The organism is Maridesulfovibrio spiralis (SeqCode), from assembly GCF_048571135.1.
Lineage (GTDB): Bacteria > Desulfobacterota > Desulfovibrionia > Desulfovibrionales > Desulfovibrionaceae > Maridesulfovibrio > Maridesulfovibrio spiralis.
The window spans coordinates 2,548,039-2,561,426 of the sequence record NZ_CP182344.1 but is presented as its reverse complement, the minus strand read 5'-3'; the positions used below and the strand labels follow the sequence as shown (position 1 = coordinate 2,561,426).

General features: G+C 46.8%; 13 protein-coding genes. 3 read left to right on the top strand and 10 right to left on the bottom strand.

All coding sequences use genetic code 11. The annotated features are described in order from the left end of the window. Positions 1 to 16 precede the first annotated feature (16 nt). The 3 genes from ACNI29_RS11535 to ACNI29_RS11525 form a co-directional block, all read right to left on the bottom strand. Entirely contained in the window at positions 17 to 1,078 is a 1,062-nt protein-coding gene (locus ACNI29_RS11535) for an ABC transporter substrate-binding protein (protein ID WP_419778524.1), read from the bottom strand. A gap of 125 nt (positions 1,079 to 1,203) precedes the next feature. Next, the gene (locus tag ACNI29_RS11530) at positions 1,204 to 2,247 is read right to left on the bottom strand and encodes an endonuclease/exonuclease/phosphatase family protein (RefSeq protein WP_419778523.1); all 1,044 of its coding nucleotides are present in this window, start codon (positions 2,245 to 2,247) and stop codon (positions 1,204 to 1,206) included. 658 nt (positions 2,248 to 2,905) lie between these two features. Next, positions 2,906 to 3,370: a hypothetical protein gene (locus ACNI29_RS11525; protein WP_419778522.1), complete on the bottom strand. Its 465-nt coding sequence runs from the start codon at positions 3,368 to 3,370 to the stop codon at positions 2,906 to 2,908. Between the two features lie 80 nt (positions 3,371 to 3,450). Here ACNI29_RS11525 and ACNI29_RS11520 point away from each other — a divergent pair, with 80 nt between their 5' ends. Further along, entirely contained in the window at positions 3,451 to 4,017 is a 567-nt protein-coding gene (locus ACNI29_RS11520) for a hypothetical protein (protein ID WP_419778521.1), read from the top strand. 322 nt (positions 4,018 to 4,339) lie between these two features. Next, on the top strand, positions 4,340 to 4,678 hold the full coding sequence (locus tag ACNI29_RS11515) for a hypothetical protein (RefSeq protein ID WP_419778520.1): 339 nt from the start codon (positions 4,340 to 4,342) through the stop codon (positions 4,676 to 4,678). A gap of 89 nt (positions 4,679 to 4,767) precedes the next feature. Here ACNI29_RS11515 and ACNI29_RS11510 read toward each other — a convergent pair whose 3' ends face one another. The 3 genes from ACNI29_RS11510 to ACNI29_RS11500 form a co-directional block, all read right to left on the bottom strand. Further along, on the bottom strand, positions 4,768 to 5,478 hold the full coding sequence (locus ACNI29_RS11510) for a peptide arginase family protein (protein WP_419778519.1): 711 nt from the start codon (positions 5,476 to 5,478) through the stop codon (positions 4,768 to 4,770). A 306-nt stretch (positions 5,479 to 5,784) separates the two neighbouring features. Next, positions 5,785 to 5,952: a hypothetical protein gene (locus tag ACNI29_RS11505; RefSeq protein WP_419778518.1), complete on the bottom strand. Its 168-nt coding sequence runs from the start codon at positions 5,950 to 5,952 to the stop codon at positions 5,785 to 5,787. 232 nt (positions 5,953 to 6,184) lie between these two features. Beyond that, a complete protein-coding gene (locus tag ACNI29_RS11500) occupies positions 6,185 to 6,841 on the bottom strand; it encodes a LexA family transcriptional regulator (protein WP_419778517.1) in 657 nt (218 codons plus the stop codon). Between the two features lie 162 nt (positions 6,842 to 7,003). On the opposite strand from ACNI29_RS11500, the gene ACNI29_RS11495 reads away from it, so the two are divergent. After that, positions 7,004 to 7,303 (top strand): hypothetical protein, encoded by a 300-nt coding sequence (locus tag ACNI29_RS11495; RefSeq protein WP_419778516.1) that lies wholly within the window; start codon positions 7,004 to 7,006, stop codon positions 7,301 to 7,303. Positions 7,304 to 7,363: 60 nt separating this feature from the next. Here ACNI29_RS11495 and rnr read toward each other — a convergent pair whose 3' ends face one another. The 4 genes from rnr to ACNI29_RS11475 all read right to left on the bottom strand — a co-directional run bounded on the left by rnr (position 7,364) and on the right by ACNI29_RS11475 (position 13,339). Next, on the bottom strand, positions 7,364 to 9,604 hold the full coding sequence (gene rnr, locus ACNI29_RS11490) for a ribonuclease R (protein ID WP_419778515.1): 2,241 nt from the start codon (positions 9,602 to 9,604) through the stop codon (positions 7,364 to 7,366). Positions 9,605 to 9,848: 244 nt separating this feature from the next. After that, positions 9,849 to 10,928 carry a tetraacyldisaccharide 4'-kinase gene (gene lpxK / locus ACNI29_RS11485; protein ID WP_419778514.1) on the bottom strand — a complete coding sequence of 360 codons (1,080 nt, stop codon included), beginning with the start codon at positions 10,926 to 10,928 and terminating at the stop codon, positions 9,849 to 9,851. Positions 10,929 to 11,008: 80 nt separating this feature from the next. Next, positions 11,009 to 11,740 (bottom strand): Bax inhibitor-1/YccA family protein, encoded by a 732-nt coding sequence (locus ACNI29_RS11480; protein WP_419778513.1) that lies wholly within the window; start codon positions 11,738 to 11,740, stop codon positions 11,009 to 11,011. 150 nt (positions 11,741 to 11,890) lie between these two features. Then, positions 11,891 to 13,339 carry an oligopeptide:H+ symporter gene (locus ACNI29_RS11475; protein WP_419778512.1) on the bottom strand — a complete coding sequence of 483 codons (1,449 nt, stop codon included), beginning with the start codon at positions 13,337 to 13,339 and terminating at the stop codon, positions 11,891 to 11,893. Positions 13,340 to 13,388 lie beyond the last annotated feature (49 nt).

Sequence of the window (13,388 nt, the reverse complement as noted above, 5' to 3'; positions counted from 1 at the left end):
CAGCTAATAAATCCGGCTATTTATAAATAACATCGGCAGCCATCAAAATATCATTGGGAATCACCATTCCCAATTCCTTGGCACGCTTCAAATTGAAAACAAATGCGTAACGCTGAGCATCTTCTATTGGTATATCAGCAGGAGAAGTCCCATTCAGAACGGACGCGACCATTCTCCCGGCCTGCCTGCCCATTGAAATAAAATCAACTCCGGCCCCGCCGAGCATTCCCAAGCGAGCAAAAGAGTAGTTGATTGGAATCCCCGGAACCTGACAATTGGCAACGGTCCAGGTCAAAACTTCTGAGGTTGAATATGTTTTTCCTTCTGCGTCTTTAAGCAAAGTAACCGCAGGATAAATTGTACCTATGGATGGATCGGCGCAGCCTTTCTTTATTAGCTCAGTATACTCTTCCCACGAATGGGCTATAACTATTTCAAATTCAATTCCCAGACTGCCACCAGCCTCAGTGATCTCTTTTTGAACCTGCTTCAATACAGCTTTACCGGTCGGAGATTCATCCGAGAATACCAAAACCTTTTCAAGGTCCGGCAAAATCTTTTTCTGCACTCTGCAAGCATCTATGAAATGCAGCTTTTCATATACCCCGGTGATATTGTGTCCCGGCTTTGACCGGGAATCCATCCACTTAATTTTACGGTCATAATCTTCAGGCTGACCATTCATACCGGAAAAAACAACGCTGACACCGCTATCTACAAGCTTCAGCCCCACAGTACGGAAAGCATTATCATCAAGCAGCACCAGAACGTCCGGTTTTATCTTTCTTACTTTTTCAAGGACAATATCAGCCTGCTTGTCTATTAACTCAGGAGTATTATTTACCTTCTTGGTGTCCATGGCATATGTATGCACAACAAGGTTCTCCCCTTCCCTGAATCCGGCTTCAGCCAGACTCTCCAGAACTCCCTGCTGCTGCGGCCCGCCGCAGATATTATCCAGCCTGTAGCTGTGGACAATAAAAACATCTTCAGCCTGTACACATGTGCTGAATGCTAAACAGAATGCAAAAAGGATAAAGAGACTTGATATGGCGAGAAAGCTAATATTTCGCTTCATTACGTCGTATCCTCGTAAAAAAAATATTCCCGGCACAATAAAAATTACATATCAATCAACTCTATAACATTTTTTTTCACAGACAGACAGCATCAGAACACCCCCGCAGTTATCGACTTTATCAATCATTCACTTCGAAAATTAAAAGAACCAAAGACCGGAAAATGATCAGAAACATTAATATTGCGGATAACTTTGCCTTCATCCTGATTCAATCCTCTCGAATAATAGAGAAAATCGTAGCGATGTTTTCTTTCTTCGAAAGTATAATTCTTATGGATATTGTCAGCAGAATCGCCTTTTTCACTCAGAATCTCACTAACCCCGCTCAAATCCTGCCGTAATACATCAAGAAACGGAGGCTTTGCCAAATCCGCCATAGGTTTCGGGGTCCCCCTTATGTAAGCTTGAAAATTAAAATCGCCACCGAGGATAAAAGCATTGCCTGTACTGCTTTTATTTATCCAGTTGGAAAGAAATTTCACCTGAGCCACGCGTGCAGCTCTGGTCCAGACACAAAGATGAACATTGTAGATGTCCAAACGTTTATCACCCAGATCAATTCCCACCCGCTGCATGGTCGACTTCCAAAGCAACGGGTAATAAAAAATATTGAGCAGCATGCTTTCAAAATTAGACTTGCTGGCGGTCTGGGTATATTCATTGGAAAGGATAGGAAATCTGGACAGAACCACTGTAGCCTTGGTTATTTTATGTTCCCTGCGCAAAGGGAAATACATATCCCAATCCACAACCGGAGCGGCATACCCCCACCCCAGCCGTTCCATGACATACTCAAGCTGGTTCATATACCATGAACGTTTTGAATGAATATCTACTTCTTGGAGGAGGACGATATTCGCCTGTTCAGCTCGGACCAGATCAATAAATTTATCCAGATTGGAAATAAAAAAAGATTCAGGATGATCATCGGCCAAAGAATGTTGCATCGGCCCGGCAGCAAACCCCAGATTGTAACTCATCACTCGCAGCGATTCGTTGGCGGCAGGACCGCTTTCTCCGTCAAGATCAAATTTCAACACCTGCCCCTGCTCAAGTTGCCCGGTACTGTAATCAGGAGCTGAGAACCACTTGATCAAAAAATATCCAGCAACCAAAATTACCACAAATAAAAATACGGCTGCAAAAACCTTGAAAAGTGTATACATAACCCCTCGGCCTCCTGAATGCCATAGAATTATATCTATCTGAGCAAAACTAATTACTTATAACTTCGAAAAAACTCCTTCTTTGCTATACTTTTAATCTTCACCACAACAAACCGCCAAGCGGGCAGTCGAATCATCATAAAACTAAAATATTCTTGGGTACAGGTTCCCTTCTTTTACACTGTAACCAGCAAAAAGGAACCCTCAAAAAAGCCGACAAGGAATATTTAGCGATATGTTACAGAACCTTCAGAAACAGTATCCATAATATTAAATTGGAGCCCCATTACTAACTTACAAAATCCATCTGTTAGGCAACCGGGACAATGCCGGTTGCTGCATGACTTTTTATAAATTTTTAAAAAATTACCCCCTTCCTGAAATACAGGAAGGGGGTAATTTTTTTACTGACCCTCCGGATAATAAAGAGGACAATTTTTCCCTTCAATCCGGACCAGCCGGATAGGTTGCGATTCCGAAATTTTCTTCGGAACAAAGCAATGATAGACTTCAAGACCTGAGTTTAAAAGCAGCATGCCACTGAGCAAAACCAGGCCCAGTGCCAATGTATTCCTCATACGCAAACCTCCGGCAGGAATAATTTTCACTTCCGTTACTAGTAGCAAAAATCAGTCCTACCCAAAAATTTGCAATCAAATTAAGGACACTTAAGCAACATGATCTCAGTCTGGGACTTTTTTGCCCGCTTCAGCTTATTGCCACAGGTATACTCGACATAAAGATATTTACCCCTACCCGGATAAGGGTCACCGCAAAAAGTGGAACCGACTACAATACGGCACTTTTCCTTACCGTCACACTTTTTAACTAATGCTTCCTTGGCATTGCAGAAATATTGTTTATAACCCAGCTCTCCTTCCAACTCAAAACTGACATTGCCGTATTTGGCACTCTGAATCCTGATCGAATTCTCAGGCAGAATTTTTTTTTGGGAATCCTGCATTGCGCCGTACTCGATGGACTGCACATCACCTTCCGAAACCGGGACTTCAATAACTTTTCCGTCTTTAAGAGTAATCTTCATTTCAGCCTGAAGATGGGGTACAGAGATAAAAAGCCCTGCAGCAAGCAGCAACAAATAAACAGAAGCAAACCGAACCATATATGTATCCTCCAAATTCTGATTGACCCATAATACATATAACGGGCAAATTCCTCCAGCAAAACAGCGGAGTATGTCGCATGAAAAAAATACTACTGGTCATTTTTTTGATATTCATAACCAGCAACACCGCTTTAGCTCAGGAGCTGGACCACCTGAAAGACCTGAAACGACCGCGCTACGGCATAACTCCGCCTTTGGCGAAGGATACGAAACCGCCGAAAACAGAACCAGTGCAGGAAGAAATTAAACCTGACAACTCTCGATTCAAAGGAGTCTTTAAAGGCAAAGTCACCGTGCATTACGAAGGGAAAATGGTCCAAGCCGAGGCTACCCTGCATATTTTGATGGAACAAGATGAAATGCAGAGCCATTATGATAGGTACATAATACCACAGAATGGTGATTATCTGGAAAACACATGGAAACTCGATAAAATTGAAGTGCAAAGATCGGTAACAATCTCCGGTAACACCATTTATGTCACAGACCTCATAGAATACAGCCGCGGAGGTAATTCCCAGATCAGGACCCTCATATTTTCCCCTGACTTTTCAGCACTTACTTTTCTGAAAACAGAATTTGATGATGCAGCCTCCAGTCCTGCCACAGGACAAATTATCGGGAGATTCATGAGGGTTGAGTAAGTTTCAGATCTTTCGCAACAACGTAAGCTATAAGCGCGAGAATCCCCCGGCCTGGGTGTCAGGGAAGACCGGGGGACTCTTTCTGGGGAGAGACTGGTACATTTTTTTCAGAGATGCACAAGTGTTGTTGAGGACATGAATACCATATTCCTCATCCCTGACATGACGCAGGAGTTACAAATCATAGGATCTTCATTGCCCTTGGGTGTCTTTTCCGCTTCTGGACCATCTTTTTTGTTTAAGATCATGGATATTCTTGAAAAACGATTTCTTTTATTTCATAATCAAAACAGAAATCGGAAACAGAAATACGGAGATTATTATGTATATTTTGAAAAAAGGGCAGGAAAACAAATTTCAGGACCTGGTTCCCCTTGGCGAGACAGACTGGCCGGATGACGTAAAAAAAGAAATTTGCGATTTTTTCAAAAATGCCGGGGTTGATGATCCCATGACCCAGAAACTTGTCGAACCCGGCTTGCAGGGATTCCGCTTTAAAAACGACAAAGATGAAATAGACTGGGATGATGTTGTTGCCTACTTCAAATATGAAGCCCTGAGCGTGCTGGTCATGCACGATGAAAAATTCAAAGAAAAAGCTGAAGAGCTTTACACAGACTTCTTTGCAAACCACAAATTCAAAGTCTGGAACAGGGACTGATCTTTACTTGCTGAGAGACAAAAGAAAGCCCGCTGCTACATAATCTTGTAGCGGCGGGCTTTCTTCGCATTTAATATCTGTTTCAATATCTATTCAGGCAGGCTGAATTCGAGGCTCAAACCTTGATTGAGTGCGGCGAGAGCACCCTCCGCCCCGGACCATCCGGCAGCACATTCCGGGCTGAGGCTTATGGTCAGGACTTTGATGACTTCATTATCAAGGGCCTTGCGCAATTCACTGCCCCAACCTTCAATATATTCATCGGTAAAAAGACGGCCCATCTTTCCATCCGCCATGCGTCCGAAAAAGTAATCCAGATCAAGATTGAAAATCCAGCTTCCCTTCAAATCACCAAGCGCGGCAGGAAACTCCCACGGATCATAGGCTGCGAAAGGTATCGATTGCGGCGCAGTCCCTTTGCCGTGGGTGGCAAAAGCCCAGTTTTCTATTCTTTCGCCGTACTTCTTGATGAACAGACCGAGATAATTATCCCAGCGGAACAGTGGAGTAACAGCGAAGAAGTCATTATCGTATCCGCATTGCAGGTATTCGTTGATACCAAAATTTGTAAATGTCTCGTGGGGGAAATGGGAATAATCCTGCATCGAAAACAAGGCATCAAAATGCCGGTCCACATGAAACAAGTTCAACTTTTCAGCATTCTGTATAAACTCCATCCAGCACCACAAAGCGGCACGATGGTTGTCCATGATGAATATATTATCCTGTCGCCATAAAAAATTAAGATTTATAGCTGTGGAGTGGTTGCGTCCCTGAAAATCGACTATCCATTCACCCATTTTGTCCTCCCAACATTAAGATATAACTGCTAAACACGGACTATGTACCAGCCTCCAGCCCTGCGGTCCAGCTTGTTAAGAAAGCTGTTGAAGGCGCAAAAAAGCGGCAGACTGCCCCCGACGGGCAGCCTGCCATGATGAAGAGAGATGGATTGAGTGTGAATAGATGAGTTAATGCTGTTTTTCAGCAGGCTACAGGGGAGAAGCCTGCGGAAAATTGGAAATATGTGCCGGCCCTAAAATGAAACCGGATGATCACCCTGCAGCCCGCATTGAAAAACACGGGAACATCGCAAGAAGAAAGTATTACTTAAGGCTGTTAATATCGAGTGGAGAACCGCAGACAGGACAGACTCTGATTGTCTTACCGAAACTATTCCCCATAACCCAGAAACGGGTAAACCATGCTGCGTCTTTCTTGCTGTGGTACTGGACCATGACCCGGTTACCGCATTTGCAAAATCTTTCCTGCATGACTGACTCCTGTTCCGTGAATCTGATTAGAGTTAACTTCCGCCCTTTCGGTTCCCTCTTGCCATGTGACGACTCTAATCAACCACAACAAAACATTTGTGTCAACTTAAAATAAACAATAGCCAGTAAAAAACAACAACAGCGTTTACCTGAACTCAATCTTCAGAGATAAATGCACAAAAAAAAGACCCCCGGCATGGAGGTCTTAAAAGATTTATTTTCCCGAAAAAGCTTAATGATATTCGCGTGAGACCCAGACAACCTGTCCCAGAACACGAACATTTTCTAACTCATCGCCACCTAAATGAATAGGCGCATAATCTCTATTGTCACTATGCAGAACAACTTGACCGGGCCTTTTCTCAACACGCTTAACCATAACCGTGTCCTCAACGCCAACGGCATAAATCCCACCAGCCAGAATGTCTTTACGGGACTGGTCCAGGAGAACGATATCACCTTCTTTCAATTCAGGTTCCATGCTGTTTCCATAAACTTCCATTAAAACCATGTCAGTAGGGTTCCCTTTTGTGCCGATCCAATCTTTTCGGAAAGCATAAAAGCCTTCGATCTCCCCCCCGGTTTCAAAAGAACCTCCTCCAGCTGAAAGCCGGGCGGCTACTTTGGGTATACGGGAAAACTCATCAGCAAACTCAACTGCATTCACCTCTGAACGGGGAGAACCAATACCAGACTCAAGCCATGTTGAATCCAAATTAAAGCGCACAGAAAGTTCAAGAATCCATCGCGGCGGTACAGCCCCTTTCTTCTTGACAAGGGACACTGCTGCCCTGCCGACACCTAGCTCACGCGCCAACTGGGCTTGTGTGGAAATATCTGTTTCTTCTTTCAACCTTTCAAAAAAGGAATCAAAATCTTTAGCTTGCATCGGCACCTCAAATTAACATCTGTTTAACTAAAAAGTTCATCTATACTTAACATCTATGATTCGATACTGCAACCATTTTTATAAACAGAGAACTCTTTCAAAAAAAATATCTTTGTAGTAATGTCTGTAACTAGTTAGGAGATATAGTTTTTGGAGAGATCAATGAGTAATGACCTGATTGTTAAAAATCTGGCTACAGAGTACGTGGAGCACTTTGAATTCGATTTCGGTGATGGCGGAGTCGAGTTAACTTTACTGGATGGCGCTCCCGTAGAGCTCAAAACACTTATTACAGATCTCTGTGGACGGATTACCCCGGAGACATTGGTTAAAGTTTATGAATCTCTTAACGCGATTTCCGAAGCTGAAGATATTTATGCCTGTGAAATAGACGAAAAAGTATGTGAGCTAACTCTGTTCTGTAAAATTGCCCGCCGGATTGAAAAAATCGCATCTCGCTAACTTTCCATTTTAAGACGCAAAGAGGCCCGCAAATTCAGTCCGAATCTGCGGGCCTTTAATTTAAACAAACTTCTTATAGTCTTGCGCTCCAGAAACCAGCGAAAGATTGGCCTCCAGCATTTCGAGGCTTACAGACTCCAACCGCACTGTTATCTTCTGGCCCAGACGGAAAGCATGCCCGGTACGTTCACCGACAATCATCTGGCGGTCGGCCCAGAAAGTATAATAATCATCACCAAGAGCCGACAACCGAACCATGCCTTCGGCCATGACTTCCTGAAACTCGACCCAGAATCCGAACTCAGCAATGGACGAAATAACTCCGGTGAATTCCTCACCAACCTTATCTTTAAGAAAAATGATGGTCAGTCGCTTGAGAATTTCACGTTCTGCTTCCATGGCAGTTCGCTCAGTTCCGCTTATAGAACTACCGATACGGCTCAACTGCTTCTCGCCGGGGATAGCCTGATGCCCGTCCCCCAGAGCAACTTTAAGCAGTCTGTGTACCACCAGATCTGCATAACGTCTGATCGGTGAAGTAAAATGACAATAGCATTCAGAGGCCAGACCGAAATGACCTTCATTTGCAGGTTCGTACTTCGCCTGCTTCATGGAGCGCAGCAGCAATCTGCTGACCAGATATTCCTGATCTGTGCCCTCGGATTCGCTGATAACTTCCTGCAAGGTCTGCGGTGTGACCGGATCGGGAATCTGTTTGCTGATACCGATTTTACGCAACACTTTAAACAAGTTGGTCAGCTTTTCTTCGTCCGGCCCGGGATGGACACGATATAGACAGCCAAGCCCTTTCTCAGTCAGGAATTCTGCCACAGCCTCGTTAGCCGCAATCATGAATTCCTCAATGATCTGATGTGCGAAGTTACGGCAGCGCGGGCGAATATCCACGGTGCGACCTTGCAAGTTGAACAGGATCTCCGGTTCCGGCAGGTCAAACTCAAGACTGCCCCGGCCCTTGCGAAGCTTGTTTATCTTACGGGCCAGCTCTTCACAAAGTCCAAGCATGGGCAGCAGATCACCGAATTCTTCCTGCTGTTCCTTATCGTTCTGGATGACGCCCTTGTATACCTGCTCGTAGGTCAACCGCGCGTGGCTCTTGATCACTGCCGGGGCGAATGACGATTTGACCGGAGCACCCGCCTTATCAAATTCGATAGTAGCAGTCATTGCAAGACGGTTTACGCCCGGATTCAAGCTGCACAGCCCGTTACTCAAAGCTTCCGGGAACATCGGCTCCACTGACTTGGGGAAATAGTAGGAGTTACCGCGCTTCAGGGCTTCGCGGTCCAGCGGAGAATCCATAGCCACGTAATGGCTAACGTCCGCAATCGCCACCCGCAAGCGGTAGCCATCGGCAGTGCGCTCAACGAATACAGCATCGTCAAAGTCCTTGGCTGTTGCACCGTCAATAGTCACGAACGGAATATCACGCATGTCTTCGCGCTCGGCAAAATCCTCTTCGGTAGGTTCATCCGGCAAAGCATCGGCTACTGCCAGCACCTTACCCGGGAAAGCAGTCGGAATGGCGTGGTTGGCCTTGACTATTGCTTCCTGAACTACGGCATCATCTTCGTCACCCAACATTTTCAGAATACGCCCTTCCCAGAGGGAGGGATTGATCTGCTCGCCGGGTGCAACCAACAGGATATCGCCCTTTGAAATACGGGTGAAATCAACGTCTGTTTCAACGGATTCCGCCGGATAAATTTCTTTGCCGCTATCATCGAGCACCGGATCATCAACAACCGCTTCATCAGGTTCTACCACAATGCCGAAATCCAGACGCGGGTCCGTCGGATGGCAGAGCAATGCAGTTCCGCCCATAGGCCGAATCACCCGTACCGGAAATACCTGCTTGCCACGTTCCAGAACCCGCACCACGCGGCCTTCTTCACGTTTACCGCCCCAATGGGAACCGGTGATAGCCACGGTTACACGGTCACCATGCCATGCATCGCGCAGGTTCTTGGTGTGGATGTAAATATCTTTGCGTTTCTTGTCGTCCGGGAGCAGAAAGGCCGCACCTGAACGCTGGACCTGCAGCTTTCCAGTAATCAGGTTCATCTTCTCCACAACACCGTAAGCACTGCCGATTTTGATAATCTTACCTTCGCGAACAAGACCTTTCAGTAAATCCTTAATAAATTTGCGATGCCGCTTGGTCAGCCCAAGTCTCTTTTCCAATTCACCAACGGACAAGGGTTTGCGGCTTTTCTTAAAAACATTCATGGCCTCGAAAGGCTTAATCATACCGGGATTTTTAGATTTTCTTTTTTTTCCCATTTTTTTATATATTCCTTCGCCATGCCTTGTAGGCCTCCGGCGGGTCTGCGACGCTATTTGATGCGCTATCGCGCTTTTGATTATTGGATTTCGCCTCCGGCGGCTTAAACCCTTTTGCAAAAGGGTTTGTTCCGCTGTCGCCATCCCTAAGACTCGCGGAAATACCGCTCGCCTAAGGGCTGGAGCAAGAATCCCAAAAACTTTTAATAAGCTTCGCTATGTTCTTCTCAAATAATTGCGCTTTCTATCTCTTAAATGCGTCTATTAATCTTTGTTTATTCCACCACTTATCGAAGGGGGCTTCTTCATTCTGATCAAAAAATATGGCTTCTGTAAATTCCACTTCCAAATCTATTACATAAAAATCTTCACAACTGAGTTTGCTCAATTTCACTGCGTCCTTGGGGGTGCAGATTATACTCTTTGCCCCTGCAGCAGCTGCCTTCCTGCGGATCAACTCCACGTCCTGCGCTGTGTAGGCATGGTGATCCTTGAAAATCATAAATTCTTCCGGTGCGCGGCCCATGTATCCACTCGCATCCTCAAGCAAAATATCCGGCTTGCCGATTCCGGCAAAGAGCAGATATTTATCATTGCCGAATCCGCACCGCTCACCGCCACCAAGCAGCTCAAGCCCTTCGGCTTTAAGCTCAAATTGAAAAACAGGTCTGCCGAACTGGGCCAGTTTCTGTTTTACCAGCCCGTGCATCTGCCTGAAAGCTTCCGGCGCGCTCTTCACAAAAAAAACATCCGCCCGTTGCAGTCCCTGCGAACTCTCACGCCATGTGCCACGTGGAATAACCTTATCCCACCCGTCTGTAAAATCATCAGGAGTGAGCAATACAAAATCCAGATCACGTTCCACAGCCATATGCTGGAAACCGTCATCAAGAAGCATAAGCCCGGGCTGAAACTGCTGTGTGGCCCATGCCCCGGAACGCTTGCGCACCGGATCAACAACAACCTTGGCCTTGGGATTGCCTCCCGCCAGCATAAGCGGTTCGTCCCCGGCTTCGGCAACCGGGCTTAAGCGGTTAACCAGATACGGCAATTTCCCCGGCTTTGCCCCGTATCCACGGGTCAACAGCACAGTCACCAAACCTGCACGCTCCGCCCACTTAAGCAGCCAGTCCGCCAGAGGAGTCTTCCCGCTGCCCCCGGACCCGATATTGCCCACGGAAATACACGGGCACTCAGGCCGGAACCGCTCATATTCACCGCTGGAATACTTCTGCGCACGCCGCGACATGACCGCTCCATATCCCTTTGAAATAGGAGCAAGAACAGGGCTTAAAATTTTCTGTAACTGATTAAGATTTAGCATATGAATGGCTCCGGCACAAAAAAAACACGCTCAAACCCTACGGGGTTTGAGCGTGCCTGTAAATGTACAACTTATCTTAATTACTCGCGGTTACCCATAAGGCGGAGCAGGAAGATGAACATGTTGATGAAGTCGAGATACAGGGTCAGCGCGCCGAGGATGGTGCCGCGTCTTACTGCGGTCGCATCATCAGCGGGAATGTACTCGCCCATATCCTTCAGCTTCTGGGAATCATAAGCAGTCAGACCTGCAAAAATGAATACGCCGAGAACGGAAATAGCGAATTCCATCGCGGAACTCTGCATAAAGAAATTCACCACTGAGGCGATGATGATACCGAATAGTCCCATCATCATGAAAGAACCCATTCCTGTCAGGTCCTTACGGGTGGTCAGACCGTACAGGGACATGGCTCCGAACATTCCTGCGGTAACGAGGAAAGTTTGGAAAATGGACGCTGCGGTGTAAGCCACCAGAATAGTGGATATGGTCAAACCGTTCAACGCGCTGTAAGCCATAAACAGCCCGGTAGCAGCACCGGATGACAGTTTGGAAATACGCATGCTCAGGTAGAAGACCAGACCGATTTCACCGATAAGCGCAGCCCAGAAAAGCATGGTCGGGCTGATTACTCCGGTCTCGGGATTCTGGGCCAGCACAAGGTTCATCACCGCAGGGGTGGAAAGGGTTACCCATGCTACCGCAGCTGTGGCCAGAAGGCCCGCGCTCATCCAGCTGTAAATGCCGCGCATAAAAGCATTAAGGACTTCCGGTCTCGCGCTTACGGAACCGGCTGCACCGAATCTACTCATAATTAGTCTCCTTGGAATCTTTTTAGGAGCGGACATTTTTATCCGCATTTTTTATATACTTCAAAAGTATAAATAAACAGCTTAAGCCCAACAGGCAAGCACTTTAGGTCGATTTTAAGCGGGGCGAAACAACCCGGACACCAGTAATTACTAATCCCGGATATACTTTTTCAACACCGGGACAAATGCAGCCATGACCAACCCGATAGCTCCGGTCGCAGTCCCAATCTTGAAGAACAGGTCATCGTAGATATCGAGAGATTGCAAGGCTGTAACTCCGTGTTCCGGCACACTGGCAAGAGTGGCGATTTCCCCGCCAAGCACCATGGCCACGGACTGGAACATGAACCACGCCCCCATCATGAAACCCATGGAGCGTTCCGGGGTCAGCCGTGCAACCATTGCCAGCCCCAATCCACTGACCAGCAGTTCACCGAGACTCTGGAAACCGTAACTCAAAACCAGCCAGTTACCGGAAACATAGCCGTTTGCATCTGCCTGATACTTGGCCACAAAAGCAAGTGTCAAGAAGGCCGCGCAGCACATCATCATACCCAGCGCGAATTTACCGGGCAGGGAAAGATCCTTGCCCGCTTTATCCAACCGGGCATAGACAACGGCCAGCACGGGACTGATCACCATGACCCAAAATGGATTCAAAGCCTGAAAGGAAGCAGCTTCCACCGGGATACCGAAGATGTGCGGGTCCACATTGCGGGCGGCGAAAAGGTTCAGTGAAGTGGGCATCTGCTGGTAAAGGGCAAAAAAGACAATCGCCTCAGCCATCAGGATCAGACAAATCACCAGATTCGCTTTCTCATGCTGCTCAGCGCGTATAATTTCACGCACGTAAAGCACCGCCACCACGACCAAGGCGAAATACAGTATGACATGAGCCACGGTCAGATGGGTCAGCAGCAGAGCCGAAGTCCCGGCAATACCGGCTGTTCCTAGCAGGGTCAGCAGCAGTTTTTTAAAATTCAGCGGCTCAAAATCAGCCTCGGAACCGATAGGATCAAGTATGGAACGAAAAACGATAAAGTTACCGATAGCGATGAGCATGCCGATAAAACAGGTAAAAAATCCGGCATTCCAACCGTAATGCTTCTGGATTATCGGGCAGAGCGACATGGCTGCAAAAGAACCGATGTTGATTGCCATGTAGTAGAGCGTAAAAGCTCCGTCCACCCGCGAATCACCCTTCTCATAAAGCTTGGAGACAAGCGCGGAGGGGTTGGCTTTAAATAATCCGTTCCCGGCAATGATGATCCCCAGTGCCGGATAAAGGAATCTCTCGCAGTCAAAACCCAGCAGCGCATACCCGGCAGCCAGCACAATAGCTCCCAGAAACATGGTCCTGCGGTTACCCAGAATTTTATCCCCGATGTAACCACCGGCACAGATAAAAGCATAAACAAGGGCCGCGAAGGCACTAAAGGTCTGGTCCGCCAGATTGTCGGAAAACCCCAGTTTCTTGACCATGAACAAAACCAGAAGAGCCTGCATTCCGTAATAACCGAACCGTTCCCACATCTCCACGGAGAATAGTAGATAAAATGGCTTGGGATGGCTGAAAGCACCGCTTGAACTCTGCGACATGAGTAACTCCTTATCGAACGTAATTCTGCAATTCAGCACCCTTATACGA

Bases quoted from the DNA above. Each gene is read 5' to 3' on its own strand.
- ACNI29_RS11500 (WP_419778517.1), bottom strand. From the start codon at position 6,841: ATGCAAGCTAAAGATTTTGATTCCTTTTTTGAAAGGTTGAAAGAAGAA.
- ACNI29_RS11515 (WP_419778520.1), top strand. From the start codon at position 4,340: ATGTATATTTTGAAAAAAGGGCAGGAAAACAAATTTCAGGACCTGGTT.
- ACNI29_RS11525 (WP_419778522.1), bottom strand. From the start codon at position 3,370: ATGGTTCGGTTTGCTTCTGTTTATTTGTTGCTGCTTGCTGCAGGGCTT.
- lpxK (WP_419778514.1), bottom strand. From the start codon at position 10,928: ATGCTAAATCTTAATCAGTTACAGAAAATTTTAAGCCCTGTTCTTGCT.
- ACNI29_RS11510 (WP_419778519.1), bottom strand. From the start codon at position 5,478: ATGGGTGAATGGATAGTCGATTTTCAGGGACGCAACCACTCCACAGCT.
- ACNI29_RS11480 (WP_419778513.1), bottom strand. From the start codon at position 11,740: ATGAGTAGATTCGGTGCAGCCGGTTCCGTAAGCGCGAGACCGGAAGTC.
- ACNI29_RS11475 (WP_419778512.1), bottom strand. From the start codon at position 13,339: ATGTCGCAGAGTTCAAGCGGTGCTTTCAGCCATCCCAAGCCATTTTAT.
- ACNI29_RS11530 (WP_419778523.1), bottom strand. From the start codon at position 2,247: ATGTATACACTTTTCAAGGTTTTTGCAGCCGTATTTTTATTTGTGGTA.
- ACNI29_RS11520 (WP_419778521.1), top strand. From the start codon at position 3,451: ATGAAAAAAATACTACTGGTCATTTTTTTGATATTCATAACCAGCAAC.
- rnr (WP_419778515.1), bottom strand. From the start codon at position 9,604: ATGGGAAAAAAAAGAAAATCTAAAAATCCCGGTATGATTAAGCCTTTC.
- ACNI29_RS11495 (WP_419778516.1), top strand. From the start codon at position 7,004: ATGAGTAATGACCTGATTGTTAAAAATCTGGCTACAGAGTACGTGGAG.
- ACNI29_RS11535 (WP_419778524.1), bottom strand. From the start codon at position 1,078: ATGAAGCGAAATATTAGCTTTCTCGCCATATCAAGTCTCTTTATCCTT.
- ACNI29_RS11505 (WP_419778518.1), bottom strand. From the start codon at position 5,952: ATGCAGGAAAGATTTTGCAAATGCGGTAACCGGGTCATGGTCCAGTAC.